Here is a 13,067-nt window from a genome sequence, read left to right on the forward strand (position 1 = left end):
CGGCCATCCGACCATCTTCATACCGAGACTATCCATGAAACCTTCCATGCTGTTCAAGCTGGACCAACTCGCCAACCGCCTCGTCGAGCTGGATGAACTCCTGATGAGCGAAGGCGCCACCGCGAACATGGACAGCTACCGCAAGATGTCGCGCGAACGCGCCGAGCTGGCGCCGCTGGTCGACGTCTACCGCCAGTACCAGGGCGCACTCGAGGATACCGAGGCGGCCCGCGAGTTGCTGCAGGATCCCGACATGAAGGACTTCGCCCAGGAAGAAATCGAGGCCGCGAAAGAACGCATGGCGGGCCTGGAGCTCGAGCTGCAGAAAATGCTGCTGCCGAAGGACGCCAACGACGAGCGCAATATCTTCCTCGAGATCCGCGCCGGCACCGGCGGCGACGAGTCGGCCCTGTTCGCGGGCGACCTGCTGCGCATGTACACCCGTTTCGCCGAGCGCAACCGTTGGCAGGTGGAGATGGTGTCCGAGTCGCCGTCCGACCTGGGCGGTTACCGCGAAGTCATCGTGCGCCTGGTCGGCAATGGCGCCTACTCGAAGCTCAAGTTCGAGTCGGGCGGCCACCGCGTGCAGCGGGTGCCAGCCACCGAAACGCAGGGCCGCATCCACACCTCGGCCTGCACGGTGGCGGTGATGCCCGAGGCGGATGAAGTCGAGGACGTCGACATCAACCCGGCCGACCTGCGCATCGACACCTACCGCGCTTCCGGCGCCGGCGGCCAGCACATCAATAAAACCGACTCCGCGGTGCGCATCACCCACCTGCCGACCGGCCTGGTGGTGGAATGCCAGGACGACCGCAGCCAGCACAAGAACAAGGCCTCGGCCATGAAGGTGCTGGCGGCGCGCCTGAAGGACGCCCAGCTGCGCGAACAGCAGTCGAAGGAAGCGGCCACCCGCAAGAGCCTGATCGGCTCGGGCGACCGCAGCGAGCGCATCCGCACCTACAATTTCCCGCAGGGCCGCCTGACCGACCACCGCATCAACCTGACCCTGTACAAGCTCGACTTCATCATGGACGGCGACCTGAAGGAGCTGACCGAGGCGCTGGCCCAGGAACACCAGGCTGAGCTGCTGGCGGCGCTGGGCGACTAAGGCAATAAGCTGACTTAAGTCATTGTTAAGTTGCCAGATTGAAAATGCACGACGTCGGGCGTCGCCGCTTCATGCGAAAATAAGCGCTTGCTTCGCCCCTTGGTACCCGTTCTGAGAAAGCCACGCATGCCTACCAACCGCCAGGTCCTGTTCGCCATCTCGTCGATCTCGTTCGCGCTGATCGCCGTCGCCCTCTATCTGCAGCACGCCATGGAAATGCGGCCTTGCCCGCTGTGCGTGATCCAGCGCTATATGTTCCTCGCCATCGGCGTGTGCACCCTGGTCGGCGCCATCGGCGGCAAGGTGCGCGCAGCGACGATCCTGGCCCTGCTGGCGGCCTTCGGCGGCCTGTACACGGTCGGCAAGCACCTGTACGTGATCGCCAATCCCGGCTTCTCGTGCGGCATCGATCCGATGGAGACGATGCTCAACAAGATCCCCACCGCCGAATACCTGCCGTGGCTGTTCCGCGCCGACGGCCTGTGCGAAGGCGCGACCGACGCCATCCTGGGCCTGGCGATTCCGCAATGGTCGGCGGTCTGGTTCGTGGTGCTGACCGTGCTGCTGGGCTGGGTGCTGCTGCGCCACTCCCGCGCCCGGCGGGCATGATCGAGGCCGGCGCCACCCTCGGGCAGGTGCGGCTGTCGCTGCCGCTCGATCCGCTCGAAAACCGCATCCTGCTGTGCCATGCGCTGCGCCTGCCGCGCGTAGCCCTGATCACGCAAGCGGAGCGTGTGCTCACGCCTGAAGAAGCGGCGCTGCTGGCGGCGCTGGTGCGCCGTCGCCTGGACGGCGAACCGATCGCCTACATCGTCGGCGAGCGCGAGTTCTTCGGGCTGCCGTTCAAGGTGACGCCGGCGGTGCTGATCCCGCGTCCGGACACAGAGCTGCTCGTCGAACTCGCGCTGGAACGCCTCGCGCCGCAACAGCGCGTGCTCGACATGGGCACTGGCAGCGGCGCGATCGCCGTTGCCCTCGCCTACACGCGGCCCGAGGCCGACGTCACGGCGCTCGACGTCAGCGAGGAGGCGCTGGCCGTCGCGCGCGCCAATGCCGAGGCCAACGGCGCGCGCGTGCGCTTCCTGCGCAGCGACTGGTACGAGGCCCTAGGCGCGGAATGCTTCGACCTGATCGTCTCCAACCCGCCCTATATCGTGGCCGGCGACCGTCACCTGGTCGAGGGCGACCTGCGCTTCGAACCGATCGACGCGCTCACCGACCATGCCGACGGCCTGTCCGACCTGCGCACCATCGCCGACGGTGCTGCCGCGCACCTGGAGTCCGGCGGCTGGCTGCTGCTCGAGCATGGCTACGACCAGGCCGGGGCGGTGCGCGATTTGCTGAAGGCAGGCGGCTACGGCGAAGTGCAGAGCTGGCGCGACCTGGCCGGCATCGAACGGGTCAGCGGAGGCCGACGCAGTGCATGAGGTGCCTGGGGCGCGCACCCCTCGGGATGGACTTGTTAAAATGACCAGTCCTGATTCCGGAGCATGCATGCGCATCCTGTTCGCCTCCCTCGTCCTGCTCGCGCCGCTGCACGGCGGCGCCGCTGCGGTGATACCGCCCGCGCCGCCTGCCGTCACCCAGGATGCGTCCGCTGAGCAGTCACCCGTGCAGCCGTCCGTGCTGGCCGCCCGGCTCTACGAACGCGACTGGCAATGGCAGTTGCGTCATGCGCCCGAGAGGGCCACCGCCCTGGGCGAGCATCGCTACAACGCCTTTTTGAGCGACACCTCGCTGGCCGGACGCGCGGCCGCGCTCGAGCACGAGCGCGCCACGCTGGCGGCGGCGCAGAAGGTCGACCGCGCGCTTCTGACTGGAGAAGACCAGGTATCGTACGACCTGTTCGTGGCCGACAAGGAGCGCCTGATCGCCGCCGGCGCCCTGCGTCCTTTCGATCCGCTCCCGATCACGGCCTACGACGGCCTGCAGGTGCGGCTGCCGCGCCTGGTCGCGCAGATGCCGTTCGCGAACGACGCCGACTACCTCACCTATCTGGCGCGCCTGCAGGCGCTGCCGGCCCACGTCGATGGCCTGATCGAGCAGCTGCGTGCCGGGAAACAGGCCGGCTGGACGATCCCGAAGGCCGCCATCGCGCCGGTGCCGGATGCCTTGCGCGCGCTGCGCGAAAAAATCGCCGACGGGGCGCTCGGCGCGCCCTTCCAGCGCATCCCGGCGACCATCGTCCCCGAGGTGCGCGAGCAGTTGCGCGCGGCCGGCAAGGCGGCCCTGGAACAGCAGGCGGCGCCCGCCCTGCGCAAGCTGGAGGACTTCCTGCGCCAGGACTACGTGCCGACCGCGCGCGACAGCATCGGCGCCGCGGCGCTGCCGGGCGGCGCGGCGTGGTACGCCCGGCTGGTGAGGGACAGCACCACCACCGCGATGACCCCGGCCCAGGTGCATGCGCTCGGCCAGCAGGAGGTGGCGCGCCTGCGCGCCGAGATCGAGCGCCTGATCCCGCGCACGGGCTTTCGCGGCGGCTTCGCCGAATTCATCGTCTTCGCGCGCAGCGACCGGCGCCTGTTCTTCGTCGACGCGGCGGCCCTGCTCGACCGCTACCGACGCACGCTGGCGCTGGCCCAGGGACGGCTGGGCCGCGTCGCGACCGTCATTCCGGCCGCCGGCATCGTCGTCAAGCCGATGGGCGGCGATGGTGGTGGAAGCAGCGGCCAGCCGGCCGCCTATTACGAGGCCGGCAGCGCGGCGCGCACCGCCGCGCTGGTGGTCGACACGGCGCGCCTGAACGCGCGCCCGATCTGGCAGGTCGATACCGTGGCCCTGCACGAGGGCGTGCCCGGCCACCACCTGCAGGTGGCGCGCGCCCAGGAACTTGCGCTGCCGGCGTTCCGGCGCCACGGCTGGTACGACGCCTACGGCGAAGGCTGGGCCACCTATGCCGAGAGCCTGGGCCCCGAGCTCGGCCTGTTCCAGGATCCGTTCTCGCTGTTCGGGCACCTGAACGAAGAGATGTTCCGCGCCGCGCGCCTGGTGGTCGACACCGGCATCCATTCGCTCGGCTGGACGCGCCAGCAGGCGATCGACTACCTGAACACCCATACCGCCAATCCGCCGGCCGACAACGCGGCCGAGGTCGACCGCTATATCGCGCGCCCGGCCCAGGCGCTGGGCTACAAGATCGGCCAGTTGCGCATCCTGGCGCTGCGCACCCAGGCGCGCGCCACGCTAGGCAAGCTGTTCGACCTGCGCCGCTTCCACGACGCCCTGCTCGGCGGCGGCGCGCTGCCGCTGGCCGAACTGGAACGCCGCATGGGCCGTTGGATCGCGGCCGAGAAGGATCCGGCGACGCGCGCCGGCGCGATGCCGGTTGCGGTCAGCGCCGACGCAGAATTCAATGCGGCATCCGAACCGGTGTCGACCTGGGAACCCGCCTTCGAATTCGACTTCGTGCTCGACGGCGAGCTGCCGCCCGGCTACGACCCCGGCCCGTCGCCCGATTTCGAGCCGCCGGCCGCGCCGGCGCCGGCGCCGGCCCGCAAATCCTTCAGCGCGCCGCACTGGCTTGCGCCTTTGCTTGAATGAGGGGCGCCCGAACGCGCAGTCCGTTTTTCGGTTAATCTCTGCACCAACCGAACTGGCAGTATAAGAAAGGAAACACTGTGTCGAACCAATTCAACCGCCGCCTGGCACTGCTCGACGACGACGACCACCGCGCCCTGCTGGGCCAAGGTTTGCGCGGCATCGAGCGCGAAACCCTGCGGGTCGACGCGGCCGGCCAACTGGCGCGCACCCCGCATTCCCCGGCACTCGGTTCGGCCCTGACGCACCCGCACATCACGACCGACTACGCCGAGGCGCTGCTGGAATTCATTACGCCGGCCGAGCACGACATCGCGCTGGCGCTGCACCGCCTCGATGCGATCCACCGCTACGCCTATGCCAAGCTGGGCGAGGAGATGCTGTGGGGCGTGTCGATGCCGGGCGAACTGCCGCCCGAGGAAGATATCGAGATCGCCTGGTACGGCAAGTCGAATATCGGCATGCTCAAGCACGTGTACCGGCGCGGCCTGGCGCTGCGCTATGGCAAGGCGATGCAATGCATCGCCGGCATCCACTACAACTATTCGCTGCCGGAACAACTGTGGCAGCTGTTCGCGCAAGAAGAAGGGATCGCCGAGGAACGCCGCCATGCGCTGCGCGACTTCCAGTCGGAAAGCTATATCGCGATGATCCGCAACTTCCGCCGCTATTCCTGGCTGCTGATGTACCTGTTCGGCGCGACGCCTGCGCTCACCACCAGCTTCCTGCGCGGCCGCGAGCACAATCTCGAGACGCTGTCCGACGACACCCTGTACCTGCCGTACGCGACCAGCCTGCGCATGAGCGACCTGGGTTACCAGAACGACGCCCAGTCCGGCCTGCGTCCGCACGAGAACAGCCTGGAAAGCTATGTCACGAGCCTGATGGATGCGGTCAACCGTCCCTACGAGCCCTATGCGAAACTGGGCACGCAGAAGGACGGCGAATGGATCCAGCTGTCGACCAATGTGCTGCAGATCGAGAACGAGTATTACTCGACCATCCGCCCCAAGCGCGTGATCCGCACCGGCGAGCGTCCGGTACAAGCCCTGTGCAACCGCGGCGTGCAGTACATCGAGGTGCGCTGCCTCGACGTCGATCCGTTTGAGCCGGTGGGCATCGCCCTCGACACGGGCCGCTTCCTGGACGCTTTCCTGCTGTTCTGCGCACTTGAGGAAAGCCCCCTGATCAGCGCTCACGACAGCCAGCTGCACGCGCGTAACTTCGCGCGCACGGTCAAGGAAGGCCGCCGCCCCGACCTGACCCTGACCCGCGACGGCCTCGAAGTGCCGTTGAAGGAATGGGCGCTGGAACTGATCGAGCGCATCCGCCCGGTGGCCCAGCTGCTGGACGACGGGCATAACGAGGGCGACGTGCACCAGGCTTCGCTCGGCAAGCAGAAGGCGAAGATCGAGGATCCATCGCTCACCCCATCGGCGCGGGTGCTGGAAGAAGTGCGCGCGCTCGGCTCGGCCGCGGCCTTCGGCCTGCAGCAGAGCCGCCTGCATGCGGCCACCTTCCGCGACAGCCCCCTGATGCCGGCCGAGGAAGCGCTGTTCGACGAGATGGCGGCCGGCTCGCACGCCGAGCAGGTGAGCATCGAAGCGATGGACACCGGCAGCTTCGACGACTTTGTTGCGGCGTACAACAGCAGTAAGCTATGCTCCAACAACTGAGGTAGCCGCCAGTCGCGGCGCCCGCTCGAATCCGCAGCCGCGAGGACCACTTGCTCACGTTTTACAACGAACACCATGCCCAGCATGACGGCCGCGGCCACTTCGCGCTCGATCGCGGCGAGCTGGCGCCCTGTTCGGAAAAACCCGAGCGCGTCGCCATCGTCCTGAAGGAATGCGAGCGGCGCGGCCTGGGCGCCATCGTCACGCCGCACGGCGTGCCGCTCATGACGCTCGAGCGGGTGCACAGCCCGCGCTACCTGCATTTCCTGCGCAACGCCTGGAGCGAGTGGGTCGGTCTCGATCCGCGCCATGCCGGCAAGGATGCCTTGCCAAGGGTATGGCCGGTGCGCACCCTGCGCTCCGATATCGAGCCGGACGATTTTGGCGCGCGCCTCGGCCTGTATTCGATGGACGCCGGCACGCCGCTCACGGGCGGCACCTGGATCGCGGCCAAGACCGGCGCCGACTGCGCCGTCAACGCGGCCCACGCCCTGCAACGCGGCGAGCGCGGCACCTTCGCGCTCACGCGCCCGCCCGGCCACCATGCCGGCAGCGATTTCTTCGGCGGCGCCTGCTTTTTGAACAATGCCGCGCTGGCGGCCCAGCACCTGCTGGACGACGGCCTGGAGCGCGTGGCCATCCTCGATCTCGACTACCACCACGGCAACGGCACCCAAGGCATTTTTTATCACCGCAACGACGTGCTGTTCGTCTCGATCCACGCCGATCCGCGCGTCGCCTATCCGTTCTACCTGGGTCATGCCGACGAGACCGGCAGCGGCGCCGGCCTTGGCTACAACACGAACATCCCGCTGGCGCCCGGCTGCGGCAGCGGCGCCTGGTTCGCAGCGCTGGAAACCGCCTGCCTCAAGATCGCCATGGCCCGTCCGCAGGCGCTGGTGGTCTCGCTCGGCGTCGACACCGCCGCGCAAGGGCAAGATCCGCGCTTCGGGCTGCAGGGCGGCGACTTCCTGCGCATCGGCGAACGCATCGCCCACCTCGGCCTGCCGACGGCCTTCGTGTTCGAGGGCGGCAAGGCCGGTCCCGAGCTCGGCATCCATACGGTCAATGTGCTGGAAGGTTTCGAAACCGCCGCCGAATGACCGCCGTTCCCCATTCCACCACCATCGCTTCGCATCCATGACCACCCCTAGCCTGATCGACTGGCAATTCTCGCGCTTCGCCGACCTCTCTCCGTTCGACCTGTATGAAGTGCTGGCCCAGCGCCAGAACGTCTTCATTCTCGAACAGACCTGCCTGTATCCCGATATCGACGGCCAGGACCTCGACGCCCACCACCTGCTGGGCTGGCGCACCGTCGACGGCAAGCGCAGCCTGGCCGCCTACCTGCGCGTGCTGGCCCCGGGCGCCAAGTACGACGAGATGTCGATCGGCCGCGTGATCACTACCCCTGCCGCGCGCGGCACCGGCGCCGGCCGCGCCCTGATCGGCGAAGGCATCCGCCAGGCCGAGGCGCTGTATCCGGGCCACCGCATCCGCATCGGCGCCCAGCAATACCTGGAGCGCTTCTACGGCAGCTTCGGCTTCCAGACCGTCTCGGAACCGTATGACGAAGACGGCATCATGCACATCGATATGCTGCGCTAGGAAGTCCTCTGCTCAATCGCAGCGGCGCGGCCGCAGGCCTGCTTCCCGTTCTTTCTTGGCCTCGCGATCGCACTCGATCTTGCGCACCATCTCGAGGCTGTCCTTGCTGTTCTGGGTCGAGATGCGCTGGCGCTCGAGCGCATTGAGCTTCTCGTTGTCGCGCCGGGTTTGCTGCGAGAGCATGCATTCCGTGTATTCGCGCGAACCCTGGCGCGCGCCGAAATCGGCGCAGGTGCCGGTGTCCTCGGCGAGGTGAAGCGCGCGCCGCTGCTCGGGCGACTGGCATGCCGCCAGGCCCGCGCCCAGCACGGCCACTAGGCCCAGCGTTACGAAGGGGCGGCAAGCCGCGCCCAGATATGGTCGATTCATCTTGTTCTCCTGTCTGACATTCGATGGCCGGCCGCGTGGCCGGAGGCGACAACGTCGCCATGCAGGACAGTAGAACAGCGCGGGATTGCAGGATCATGGAGTGCCAGGCGAAACCGGCCGCGCCGGCGCCAGGACGACGCGCGCAATCGTGCCGCCGCCGGGCGCGCCAAGGATGGCCACGTGGCCGCCGTGGCGCTCGACCACCTGCTGCACCAGGTGCAGGCCAAGGCCGCTGCCGGCCGATCGGGGCCGCAGGCGGTGGAACGGTTCGAACACGCGCTCGCGCTCTTCGGGCGGGATGCCCGGCCCGTCGTCCTCGACCTCGAACCCCGGGCCTTGCACGCGCACGACCACGTGGCGCCCGCCATGCTCGATCGCGTTCTGGACCAGGTTCGTCGCCACCCGCTCGATCGCCCCGGCGTCACCCCGCACCGGCTGCACCGCGTCGACCTCGACCGCGATCGAGCGGTCGGCGGCGATCAGGAGCGGCGCCAGGTCGGCGGCCACGCGCCGCACCAGCGCAGCCAGGTCGATCTCTTCGTCGCGCCGCCCCGTATCCAGACGCTGCAGGTCGAGCATCTGTTCGGTCAGGTTGGCGAGCCGCTCGACGTCGCTCCCGAGCCGGCGCGTGTCGGGGTCGCTGGAGGCATCGACCTTGACCCGCAGGATCGCGATCGGCGTGCGCAATTCGTGGGCGGCGGAGGCGATGAAGCGCCGCTGCCGCTCGTATCCTTCGTCGAGCCGGCCGAGCGCATCGTTCACCGCCCGCACCAGCGGCGCGATCTCGCTCGGCACCTGCGCTTCGCTGAGCCGCACGCCGCGCCGGTCGACGTCGATGCATTCCGCCTCGGCGGCGATCCTGGCGACGCCGGCCAGCGAACGCCTGACGATCCAGGGGATGGCGATCAGCGACATCAGGACCATCAGCAGAAAGATCGGCAGCGCGGCGACGTTGGACGCGGCCAGGACGGTAAAGCCCACCTGCGTCAGCTTGCCATGCCCGAGGATCGTCACCGGGCCGGCAGGCGAGTCTTCGCGGCGGATCACGGCGCTCAGTGCATGCGGCGCGAAGCGGTCGCGCACATGGCCGTAGGAGAGATTGCGCAGCAGGCTGGTGGCCGCTGCATATTGCGCCGGCACCTGCCCGAAGCTGAGGCGGCGGCCATGGTCGTCCTCGGCGACGAACCACAGGTTCGGCGTCTCGGCGCGCAGCGCGGCCAGTTGCTCCGTCATGCGCAGCGCCAGCGCGCCATCGTCCGCGCGCACGATGGCGGCGGCGATGACGGGCGTGATCCGCTCGTCGGTATACGGCCCGCCGCTATCGGCGCGCAGCGCCAGCGCGACGAGGAGCGGAAAGCAGATGAACAGGATGGCGAACTGGAACAGCAGCGGCTGGACGATCAGCGGCCGCTTGAGCGAGGGCGGCCTGCGGCTCACGGCCGCGCCTGCAGCAGGTAGCCGACGCCCTTGATGGCATGGATCTCGATGCCGGCATCGACGGCGGCCAGCTTGCGCCGCAGGCGCGAGATATGGGAGTCGAGCGTGTTCGACTGGATCGCATCGTCGAAGCCATACACGGCCTGTTCGAGCGATTCGCGCAGCACTGTGCGCCCGCGCCGCTTGACGAGCGTCGCCAGCACGCGCAGTTCGCGCCGCGCCAGGTCCAGCCGAATGCCCGCCACGCTCGCCTCGTCGTTGGCGACATCGAACACGAGCGCGCCGACGTGGATTTCCTCGGGACCGAGTTCGGCGGGACGGCGCCGCACCGCGCGGATGCGCGCGAACAGTTCTTCGAGCGCGAACGGCTTGACGAGGTAATCGTCCGCGCCCTCGTCGAGGCCGGCGACGCGGTCGGTGACTTCGCCGCGCGCGGTCAGCATGATGACGGGCAGGCCGGGATTGGCGGCGCGCAGCAGCGGCAGCAGGGACATGCCATCGCCATCGGGTAAGGTTCGGTCGAGCAGGACCAGGTCGTAGGAATTCAGGCGGCTGGCCTCGCGCGCCAGCGCCAGCCGGTCGGCATGGTCGACGACGTATTTTTCGCGCTCCAGCGCGCCGCGCACCGTGTCGGCGAATTCGGTTTCGTCCTCTACCAGCAGAATTCTCATCGGGGCTTCTTCCATGGACAGGTGGCTTGGCGGCATGCTGCGCGCGCGAATGAGCATACCTGCCACGCATTGCGGCAACATGGCGCCCTCCTGTTCAGGTCCGGATGTGTGCGCTTGCTCCCTTCCAAAGATACACCACTGCCAGCCTGTCGCCCCTGCCGACGGCGCGCCCCTTCACATGACCCCAGCTCAGCAGCCGCACGACGGCGGATCGAGCCGCACGTACAGGCAATCTTCCTGATTGCAGGCCTGCGCCAGGATCTGGCGCGCATCGTTGATGTCGGTCGCGCTGACCAGGACCCAGCCCGCGGGCAGCGCGGCCAGCTCGTTCAGGTCGCGCATCGCTCCTTTTTCGTACAGGAAGGCGTGCGACGCCGGCCCCTCGGGCGTGATCGCGGTCGAGGAACCCACCACCGAGGCGGCATTGTTCAGGCCCCAGGCAACGCCGTAGTTGCCGCCCAGCGAACCCAGGCTGGTCATGACTCCGCCCGCGTACAGGAAGGGCAGTTCCATGAAGTAGCTGCCGTCGACAACGATGCCGGTATCGGCGATGCCGACCACCTCGCCAGCATCGTTGATGTCGAAGGCGCTGCTGTTCTTGCCGCCCAGCGTGCCCAGGCTGCGCATGATCTGGTCGCGGTAGACGTAGGCAAGATAGCGCGGCACTGGGATGGCGTCGCCCGTGACCGACGCGGTGCCGGTCACGGCGCCATGCCGGTTGATTGCGGCGGAGCCGCTCCAGGTGCCGCCGAACGTGGGAATGATGCGCGTGATGCCGTTGGCGACGACGAAGCCGCGGCCACGCTCGCCGACCCCGTAGCCTGCGTTGCCGGACACGGCGCCGTTGTCGTTCAATCCGCTCGCCGAGTTGAAACCCACCAGCACCCCGCGCCCTGCATTGCGCAGGCCGGCCGGCGAGAACACGTGTGCGGCGTCGACGTAGACCCCGGCCAGGTGGCCGTGGCCGTTGATGGCGGCGGCGCTCGAGCCCGGCGCCAGCGCGCCGTAGTCGCGCACGACGGCGCCATCCCACACGGCGGCGGCGCCGTTGGCGCCGGCCACATGGCCACGGCTGTTGATGGCATAGCCGGAGAACCCGGCCGGCAGGAAGGTGGCCCGGAACAGGCCCGGCTTGCCCTGCGCCGCCTCGACCGCGGGTGCGGCTGCTGCCGGCGTGGACGCCAGCGGCGCCGTCAGCGTTCCCATCAGGAGCGCCGGCGCCATCCAGTGCAAGCGCGTGCGCAGGCGCCGGCGCGCATGCCAGGCCAGCAGCGCCAGCCCGGTCCCCAGCATCGCCCAGCTGCCCGGCTCGGGCACCGCCGCGACCAGGTCGAGCCGCACCGCACGGCAGTCGCCCAGCCCGTTGCAAGCCTGGGCCAGGATCTGGCCGGCATCGTTGACGTCGAGCGCATTCACCAGCTGCCAGTCGCCGCGCTCGCCCACCAGCGCGTTGAGGTCGAGCATGCCGTCAGGCCCATAAATGAAGGCGTGGTAGTCGAAGCCGCCCACGCTGCCGATGCCGGACAGGCCCACCACCACCCCGGCGTTGTTGAGTGCATTGGCGCGCCCGGACGCGCCGCCCAGCGTGCCCAGATCGATCATGCGATTCTCGTCTGGCGAGAACAGGAAGGGCCGCTCGCTGAAATTGTCTTCGAGCCCGGACCAGCCGGCGACGAAGCCGGCGTCGTTGATGTCGTTCGCTTCGCTGAACCAGCCGCCGAGCGAGCCGAGGTCGTGCTGGACGCCGTCGCGGTAGACCGAGGCGGTGCGGCGCGGATCGCCCCAGTCGTCGCCATCGCCGGCGCTGCTGGCGAAACCCGCGATGTGGCCACTGGCATTGATCGCGTTGGCCACGCTGATCGTGCCGCCGAAGCTGCCCAGCTGGGTCACCACGCCCGACTGGTACAGGAAGGCATAGGTCTCGGAAAAGCCGGCGGCGCCGAAGCCCGCCACCTGGCCGGCGTCGTTGATGGCGGTGGCCCAGGTGCCGTAGGCCGGCGGCACGTTGAAGACCGAGAAGGCGCCGCCGGCATACACGAAGGCATCGCTGCCGATGCGGCCGACGATGGAGCCGCCGTTATTGATCGCCAGGCCTTCGCTGCCGGGCAGCAGCGAGGCCAGGTAGGTGGTACCACCCGTCGACCACAGCGCAGCCCCACCCTGCGCGGTGCCGACCACCCGCCCGGCGCCGTCGATACCGGCGGCGGTGAAATCCTGCGGCAGCCAGGTCATGCGGTAGAGCGGCGCTGCCATGGCCAGGCCCGGCAACAACAATATGACCAGCAACAATTTGTTTAGGAAATGTTTGCGCACGGACATGATTGATCCTTCCGGAGGCCGGGGAATCTCAACGATGTCGCAAACAAAGCGGGCGCGTTCTGCGCCAGCGCAGGCGCGCGCGGGTCACGAGGCGGCCAGGCGGCCGGCTCCCAGCAATAACACCGCGGCCGCGAGCAGCAGCCAGGCGGGCGGATCTGCGGTCAGGGCCGGATCGATGACGACGCAGGAGGGGAAAGTCTGCGAGGGCGCGGGCGCGGCAGACGCGACGGGACAGATGGGCAGCAGGCAGACGGCAAACTGGAAAGAGAAACGCATGATCGGCTCGGCCTGAAAAGCCCCGAGCATCGCCTGCCGCCGTCGCGTCGGTCATGCGCGCGG

Annotated in this window: 12 protein-coding genes; 7 read left to right on the forward strand and 5 right to left on the reverse strand. The window is 68.6% G+C overall.

What is annotated here, in order from left to right:
* Nucleotides 1–34 precede the first annotated feature (34 nt).
* The 7 genes from prfA (at nucleotide 35) to FVD38_RS11350 (ending at nucleotide 7,932) form a co-directional block, all read left to right on the forward strand.
* Nucleotides 35–1,111 (forward strand): peptide chain release factor 1, encoded by a 1,077-nt coding sequence (prfA, locus tag FVD38_RS11320; RefSeq protein WP_123070090.1) that lies wholly within the window; start codon nucleotides 35–37, stop codon nucleotides 1,109–1,111.
* A gap of 126 nt (nucleotides 1,112–1,237) precedes the next feature.
* Entirely contained in the window at nucleotides 1,238–1,720 is a 483-nt protein-coding gene (locus tag FVD38_RS11325) for a disulfide bond formation protein B (RefSeq protein WP_147934911.1), read from the forward strand.
* Entirely contained in the window at nucleotides 1,717–2,538 is an 822-nt protein-coding gene (prmC, locus tag FVD38_RS11330) for a peptide chain release factor N(5)-glutamine methyltransferase (protein WP_147934912.1), read from the forward strand. Before FVD38_RS11325 ends, prmC begins: the two co-directional genes overlap by 4 nt.
* Before the next feature lie 67 nt (nucleotides 2,539–2,605).
* The gene (locus FVD38_RS11335) at nucleotides 2,606–4,651 is read left to right on the forward strand and encodes a DUF885 domain-containing protein (RefSeq protein ID WP_147934913.1); all 2,046 of its coding nucleotides are present in this window, start codon (nucleotides 2,606–2,608) and stop codon (nucleotides 4,649–4,651) included.
* A 77-nt stretch (nucleotides 4,652–4,728) separates the two neighbouring features.
* Entirely contained in the window at nucleotides 4,729–6,324 is a 1,596-nt protein-coding gene (gene gshA / locus FVD38_RS11340; RefSeq protein ID WP_147934914.1) for a glutamate--cysteine ligase, read from the forward strand.
* 50 nt (nucleotides 6,325–6,374) lie between these two features.
* Nucleotides 6,375–7,427: a histone deacetylase family protein gene (locus tag FVD38_RS11345; RefSeq protein ID WP_147934915.1), complete on the forward strand. Its 1,053-nt coding sequence runs from the start codon at nucleotides 6,375–6,377 to the stop codon at nucleotides 7,425–7,427.
* 37 nt (nucleotides 7,428–7,464) lie between these two features.
* A complete protein-coding gene (locus FVD38_RS11350; RefSeq protein WP_187271554.1) occupies nucleotides 7,465–7,932 on the forward strand; it encodes a GNAT family N-acetyltransferase in 468 nt (155 codons plus the stop codon).
* A 12-nt stretch (nucleotides 7,933–7,944) separates the two neighbouring features.
* Here the strand turns inward: FVD38_RS11350 and FVD38_RS11355 are convergent, their stop codons facing one another.
* The 5 genes from FVD38_RS11355 to FVD38_RS11375 all read right to left on the reverse strand — a co-directional run bounded on the left by FVD38_RS11355 (nucleotide 7,945) and on the right by FVD38_RS11375 (nucleotide 13,034).
* Nucleotides 7,945–8,301: a hypothetical protein gene (locus FVD38_RS11355; RefSeq protein WP_147934916.1), complete on the reverse strand. Its 357-nt coding sequence runs from the start codon at nucleotides 8,299–8,301 to the stop codon at nucleotides 7,945–7,947.
* Nucleotides 8,302–8,394: 93 nt separating this feature from the next.
* Nucleotides 8,395–9,738 (reverse strand): sensor histidine kinase, encoded by a 1,344-nt coding sequence (locus FVD38_RS11360; protein ID WP_147934917.1) that lies wholly within the window; start codon nucleotides 9,736–9,738, stop codon nucleotides 8,395–8,397.
* A complete protein-coding gene (locus FVD38_RS11365) occupies nucleotides 9,735–10,409 on the reverse strand; it encodes a response regulator (RefSeq protein ID WP_147934918.1) in 675 nt (224 codons plus the stop codon). Before FVD38_RS11365 ends, FVD38_RS11360 begins: the two co-directional genes overlap by 4 nt.
* A 189-nt stretch (nucleotides 10,410–10,598) precedes the next feature.
* Nucleotides 10,599–12,728, reverse strand: a complete 2,130-nt coding sequence (locus FVD38_RS11370) for a PEP-CTERM sorting domain-containing protein (protein ID WP_147934919.1) — start codon at nucleotides 12,726–12,728, stop codon at nucleotides 10,599–10,601.
* A gap of 84 nt (nucleotides 12,729–12,812) precedes the next feature.
* Nucleotides 12,813–13,034 carry a hypothetical protein gene (locus tag FVD38_RS11375; RefSeq protein WP_147934920.1) on the reverse strand — a complete coding sequence of 74 codons (222 nt, stop codon included), beginning with the start codon at nucleotides 13,032–13,034 and terminating at the stop codon, nucleotides 12,813–12,815.
* Nucleotides 13,035–13,067 lie beyond the last annotated feature (33 nt).

The organism is Massilia arenae, from assembly GCF_008014745.1.
GTDB lineage: Bacteria > Pseudomonadota > Gammaproteobacteria > Burkholderiales > Burkholderiaceae_D > Telluria > Telluria arenae.

What these genes read in the sequence shown, in the direction of transcription:
- prfA (WP_123070090.1), top strand. Translation starts at nt 35, where the DNA reads ATGAAACCTTCCATGCTGTTCAAGCTGGACCAACTCGCCAACCGCCTC.
- FVD38_RS11325 (WP_147934911.1), top strand. Translation starts at nt 1,238, where the DNA reads ATGCCTACCAACCGCCAGGTCCTGTTCGCCATCTCGTCGATCTCGTTC.
- prmC (WP_147934912.1), top strand. Translation starts at nt 1,717, where the DNA reads ATGATCGAGGCCGGCGCCACCCTCGGGCAGGTGCGGCTGTCGCTGCCG.
- FVD38_RS11335 (WP_147934913.1), top strand. Translation starts at nt 2,606, where the DNA reads ATGCGCATCCTGTTCGCCTCCCTCGTCCTGCTCGCGCCGCTGCACGGC.
- FVD38_RS11350 (WP_187271554.1), top strand. Translation starts at nt 7,465, where the DNA reads ATGACCACCCCTAGCCTGATCGACTGGCAATTCTCGCGCTTCGCCGAC.
- FVD38_RS11355 (WP_147934916.1), bottom strand. Translation starts at nt 8,301, where the DNA reads ATGAATCGACCATATCTGGGCGCGGCTTGCCGCCCCTTCGTAACGCTG.
- FVD38_RS11365 (WP_147934918.1), bottom strand. Translation starts at nt 10,409, where the DNA reads ATGAGAATTCTGCTGGTAGAGGACGAAACCGAATTCGCCGACACGGTG.
- FVD38_RS11370 (WP_147934919.1), bottom strand. Translation starts at nt 12,728, where the DNA reads ATGTCCGTGCGCAAACATTTCCTAAACAAATTGTTGCTGGTCATATTG.
- FVD38_RS11375 (WP_147934920.1), bottom strand. Translation starts at nt 13,034, where the DNA reads ATGCTCGGGGCTTTTCAGGCCGAGCCGATCATGCGTTTCTCTTTCCAG.